Annotated in this window: 3 protein-coding genes; all 3 read left to right on the plus strand. The window is 60.4% G+C overall.

Annotation, left to right across the window (positions count from 1 at the left end; translation table 11 throughout):
• A partial coding sequence (locus tag NP596_RS20670) for a heavy metal translocating P-type ATPase (protein ID WP_256617276.1) occupies window positions 1–1,390 on the plus strand: 1,390 nt, incomplete at its 5' end.
• Entirely contained in the window at window positions 1,387–1,617 is a 231-nt protein-coding gene (locus NP596_RS20675; protein ID WP_256617277.1) for a FeoA family protein, read from the plus strand. The genes NP596_RS20670 and NP596_RS20675, both read left to right, overlap by 4 nt.
• Window positions 1,614–3,292, plus strand: a 1,679-nt coding sequence (feoB, locus tag NP596_RS20680; RefSeq protein ID WP_256617278.1) for a Fe(2+) transporter permease subunit FeoB, incomplete at its 3' end; no start/stop codon positions are given. The genes NP596_RS20675 and feoB, both read left to right, overlap by 4 nt.

Consider the following 3,292-nt stretch of genomic DNA (forward strand, 5'->3'; position numbering starts at 1 on the left):
GCGCGGCGACAAAGCCCTGTCCGGCACATTGGTGGAGGAAGGCCGCATCCGCATCTACGCGGAACAAGTCGGCCGCCAAGCCGCCGCCGCCCGCATCGCCGATCTGGTGGAACAATCCCTGACCGTCAAAAGCGAAACCCAATTGGAAGCCTCGCGGTTGGCCGACAAAACCGTGCCTTTGGTATTGGCGCTGGCGGCGGCGACTTGGCTGATTTCACGCGACAGCGAACGGGTCGCCGCGGTATTGCAGGCCGATTATTCCTGCGCCCTGAAACTGGCGACGCCGGTGGCATTCAAGTCGGCGATGTACCGCGCCGGCCACGGCAACATCCTGGTCAAGGGCGCCAATGCCCTGGAACACTTGGCCAAGGCCGACACTTTCGTCTTCGACAAAACCGGCACCCTGACCAGCGGCGCCTTGCAGGTCACCGACTCGATCGCCTTCAACCACGACTATAGTCCGGAAGACTTGATCAATCTGGCCGCCTCGGTCGAGGAACATTACTTCCATCCGATGGCGCAAGCGGTGGTCGAAGCCGCGCACAGCCTCAACCGCCACCAGCACTTCCAGCACCAGGAGGTGGAATTCGTCGTCGCCCACGGCGTCGCCAGCGTCATCGACGGCCAGCGCATCGTGGTCGGCTCGAGGCATTTCATCGAAGACGACGAAGGCATTGCCCTCGACGAATACAAAGACGTGCTGGACAAAATCCACGCCGAAGGCAAAACCATTTTATATATCGGCTTCGGCGGCAAACTGCTGGGGATTTTGGTGTTAACCGACACGGTCCGCCCCAACAGCGCCGCCACGGTGGCGCGCCTGCGGGCGTTGGGCGTCAAGCGCATTTTGATGCTGACCGGCGACCATTACGACCGCGCCCGTCTGCTGGCCGAGGAACTGGGTCTGGACGACTTCCACGCCGGGCTGTTGCCGCACGAAAAGGCGAAAATCCTGGAACAACTGGCGGCCCAAGGCGCCAACATCGCCTTTGTCGGCGACGGCGTCAACGATGCTCCGGCCCTTAGCGGCTCTCATGTCGGTATCGCCATGCATCGCGGTGCCGACGTGGCCCGGCTGGCGGCCGACATCACCTTGCTGGAAGACAACATCGCCCGCGTCGCCGACGCCCGCGCCCTGGCCTTGGCCACCAGCAAACTGATAGCCAGCAATTTCAAGCTGACGGTGGGCCTGAATACCGGCATTTTGTCGGCGGCCGCCTTCGGCTGGCTGAACCCGGTCAAGGCCTCGATGCTGCATAACGGCAGCACGATCGCGATTTTGCTGCGCGCCTTGCTGGGCGGCGGCATGCCGCCGAAGGCTAAAATCCCTGCCAACCGGACACCTCGAAGCCTCAAACGCTTGACGGCACCAACCCAAGACCCGGCATGACCTTAAAAGAACTTGCCATCGGCGACCGCGCAAAAATAGTCGGCTTCAACGACAGCGGCAAAGCCTATCGGCGCAAATTGCTAGCCATGGGGCTAACGCCCGGCACCGAAATCAGCCTGATTCGGGTGGCGCCGCTCGGCGACCCGGTGGAAATCCTGATTCGCGGCTACTCGCTGTCATTGCGCAAAGGCGAAGCCGACGCCATCTCCGTGGACAAACTAGCATGAAAACACGCTACACCATCGCCCTGATCGGCAATCCCAACTGCGGCAAAACCACGCTGTTCAATGCCCTCACCGGCGCCAAACAACGCGTCGGCAACTGGCCCGGCGTAACCGTCGAGAAGAAGACCGGCGAATACCTGCATGACGAAGCCCGTTTTGAAGTCGTCGATCTGCCAGGCACCTATTCGTTGGACGTCGCCGACCGGGAAGTGTCTCTGGACGAAAAAGTGGCTCGCGACTATGCGCATAGCAACGAAGCCGATTTGATCGTCAATATCGTCGACGCCTCTATTCTGGAACGCAGCCTGTATTTGACCAGTCAGTTGGCGGAAATGCAGGTACCGATGCTGACGGTGTTGAATATGATCGACGTCGCCGAAAGCAAGGGCATGCAGCCTGATGCGGCCATGCTGGGCGAGCGTTTGGGTTGTCCGGTGATTCCGGTGGTGGCCTCGGAAAATCAGGGAATCGCCGCCTTGAAAACCGCCATCGCCGAGTCAGCGGCCAGCCCGAAAGCGGCCGGTGCCGAAGTCAGATACGACGACGCCTTAGAGGAAGCCGTCTCCAAACTGAGCGGCCGTTTAAGCGCTACCGCGAAACGCATGGGATGGTCCGAGCGCTGGCTGGCCGTGCGACTGCTGGAGGGCGACGACTTGGCATTAGGCTTGGTAGAACCCGATCTACGCCAAGAAATCGATGCTTGGTCTCGTACCCTGGGCGAAGACATCGACATCATGATGGCCGACGCCCGTTTCGAGTTGGCTCACCGGATCTGCAAAGACGCCCTAAAAATCAGCGGTCTGATCAACCGCGACCTGACCAACCGCATCGACCGCATCGTATTGAACCGGGCCTTGGGCATTCCGATATTCCTGATGATGATGTATCTGATGTTCATGTTCACGATCAACATCGGCGGTGCTTTCATCGACTTTTTCGACCAAGCCGCGCAAGCCTTGTTCGTGGACGGCTTCGGCGTCTGGCTGACCGGTATCGGCACGCCGGACTGGCTGACTTTGCTGCTCGCCAAGGGCATCGGCGGCGGCGCACAAGTGGTGGCCACGTTCGTGCCGGTCATCGGCTTTTTATTCCTGTTTTTATCGGTGCTGGAGGACTCCGGCTACATGGCCCGCGCGGCGTTCGTGATGGATAGATTCATGCGCTGGATCGGCCTGCCGGGCAAGTCGTTCGTGCCGTTGATTGTCGGTTTCGGTTGCAACGTACCGGCCATCATGGCCACCCGCACATTGGAGCATCGCCGCGACCGGCTGATGACCATCGCGATGGCGCCGTTCATGTCCTGCGGCGCGCGGCTGCCGGTGTACGTGTTGTTCGCCGCCGCGTTTTTCGCCGACGGCGCGCAAAATATCGTGTTCGGATTGTATTTACTCGGCATTGCCATGGCGGTATTAACCGGTCTGATTCTAAAAAACACCCTCCTACAAGGCGAAGCCACGCCGTTCATCATGGAATTGCCGCCCTACCACCTGCCTACCTTGAAAAGCATCGCCATTCATACCTGGGACAAGTTGAAGGGGTTTGTCATGCGCGCCGGCCGGGTCATCGTGCCTATGGTACTGGTGTTGAACGTACTCAACTCGGTCGGCACCGACGGCAGCTACGGCAACGAAGACAGCGAGAAGTCGGTGCTGGCCGCGGTCGGCCGCGGCATCGCGCC

It is taken from the genome of Methylomonas rivi (assembly GCF_024505165.1).
Taxonomy (GTDB): domain Bacteria; phylum Pseudomonadota; class Gammaproteobacteria; order Methylococcales; family Methylomonadaceae; genus Methylomonas; species Methylomonas rivi.

What these genes read in the sequence shown, in the direction of transcription:
- NP596_RS20675 (WP_256617277.1), top strand. Translation starts at nt 1,387, where the DNA reads ATGACCTTAAAAGAACTTGCCATCGGCGACCGCGCAAAAATAGTCGGC.